The sequence below is a fragment of the Xanthomonas sp. WCS2018Noco2-27 genome, from assembly GCF_031843525.1.
Lineage (GTDB): Bacteria > Pseudomonadota > Gammaproteobacteria > Xanthomonadales > Xanthomonadaceae > Xanthomonas.
Window position 1 is genome coordinate 1 of the sequence record NZ_JAVTIK010000028.1, and the last position, 1904, is coordinate 1904.

At 58.8% G+C, this 1904-nt stretch carries 2 protein-coding genes; both read right to left on the reverse strand.

Annotation, left to right across the window (positions count from 1 at the left end; all coding sequences use genetic code 11):
- On the reverse strand, positions 1 to 1068 hold a 1068-nt coding region (locus tag RQH86_RS22885; RefSeq protein ID WP_311260745.1), incomplete at its 3' end, for an AHH domain-containing protein.
- A 38-nt stretch (positions 1069 to 1106) separates the two neighbouring features.
- Positions 1107 to 1736: a DUF1629 domain-containing protein gene (locus RQH86_RS22890; RefSeq protein WP_311260664.1), complete on the reverse strand. Its 630-nt coding sequence runs from the start codon at positions 1734 to 1736 to the stop codon at positions 1107 to 1109.
- Positions 1737 to 1904: the final 168 nt, after the last annotated feature.

The following is a 1904-nucleotide window of genomic DNA, read 5'->3' on the forward strand; positions in this document are numbered from 1 at the left end:
TGCGATCAGCACCATCGGCCCTGCGCCCGAGCTCCCCAGCGCGTAGGCAGCTGCGGTACCGCCGGCCCAGCCACCGACGTTGCGGCCGGCGAAGTGGGCCAGCTCCGATTGTGCGGCGAGCGGGTTGTCCTGGCCGAGGAAACGTGTAGCACGCTGACCGGTCATCACCGTGTCGGCGGCGGTGGCGAGCAGGCCGGCAGCGCGTAGTGCCTGGCCGGGTGATAGATCGCCTGCGAGCAGCTCTGCGGTGGCGAAGCCGCGTTGAGAGACTGGTGTGTACGGCGGATGCTCTGCGGCGCCGGCGCCTTGGCGAATGCTGCGTGCAGTACCGCCGATAGTTGTCGGCGTGTCATCCAATACCTGCTGGACCACTGCCGCATTGGACTCGGACAGCGTTATTCGCCCGGCATCCTCTGCATGCGCGATAGCCATGCGAAATTCCTCGCGGCCGGCGATCTCGCGGATGACGGCATCGCGTTCTTTCGGGACAGCGACCAGATTTTTGCCCGTCGTGCGTGCATCATCGATCACCTTTGCAATCCGCTGCTCGGAATGCGTGATCGCAGCCCATTCGGATTCGACAGTGCTCATTGAGCGCAGCGTCTTCAGCTGGTCGGCATGGACAGTGCGGTATTGCTCGTACTCGGAGAGGGTGCTGCGGTTTTGCGCGTTGGTCTCGGCCTTGGTCAAGTGATTCGGGGTGGTTGCGAACATATCGCCATTGATCAGGGCGACTTTGAGGGTGTCTTGCAGGTCGTGGACTTGGGCGGCGACGCGCTTCAATGCAGCAGCGTCGTTGCGCATGGCGACTTTGCCGTCTGGGGAGTCAATGATTTCGTTAAGATAACCCACAACTCCATCTGTATAAGACTTTCGCGTGCGTCCTCGGTGGGGGGATGTTTCGATTTCGTCAGCCAGCTTGCCCTCTACCGGCAGGTATAGGCGATTGGTCGATACATCCTTGTCGATCAAACCATGCTCAAGCAATTTCTTGAGCAGCCTATGATCACGAAAGACGGTGTTTTCAATGACATGATGGCTCTCAAGGATGACGTTACCGGACGGCATCTGCTGTTACTCCATCAAGCAGTTGGGGGATGCATCGCTCAGCAACCGAAAGCGTCTATCAGCCGAACGCCGCGTGTCCTGGGTGACTTGCCAAATCCCTGCGCAATCAAGGTGTCGCGCAAGAACCTGTCGCAAAAGGCATCTGATGTATAAGGTGTCCTGAAGACATGCGCGGCCCCGATCACGTCTTTCCTGAATGCAAAATCAGCGCCACCAGCAACTCTGTAATATTTTCCATTTGGATATCCCGTCAACACCTTGACGGTGGATGCCTCCTCGTCGATGGCATCGATAATCCGCAACACCTCGCAAAGATAGTGTGGTGCCCCGGGCGTACCGTCTTCCAATCGGAAGTCGCATAGCGCAAAGGCAAAGCCCTCGGGGTCCGCAGCTTCGAGGATCAGCTTCAGCGGCTCGGAGACCAGCCAGTAGCTCTTGAATCCACTGTGCATATCATCGGGCATATCGCCGATGCGGCTGTCGTAGCGCAGGCGCGGGATCTCCTTCAATGCAGCCAGGCCGGCTTCCTCCCCTGGTAGGCTGTCAGCAATGGAAAATGGCACTGCATCTTCGTTCTCGAACTCCACGCCATGCCCGCGACCGCCCCCCCCCATATCGGACCTGAGGATGTAGAACTCGCCTTTCTTGGGTGCATTCTGAGTAGACACTTTTTTCTCCATGACGCTGTCTTCGATCAAGCGTAGCAAACTGCGCGCTTGAGATGGCTCGACTGGCTAGCGGCGCCAAACGTTCCATAAGGGCCGCGTTGCAACTGCAGCGCGCTATCGCCAGTAAGTCCCTCGGTTTCGCGCGTGCGTTGGGTCGCCAGCTCGATT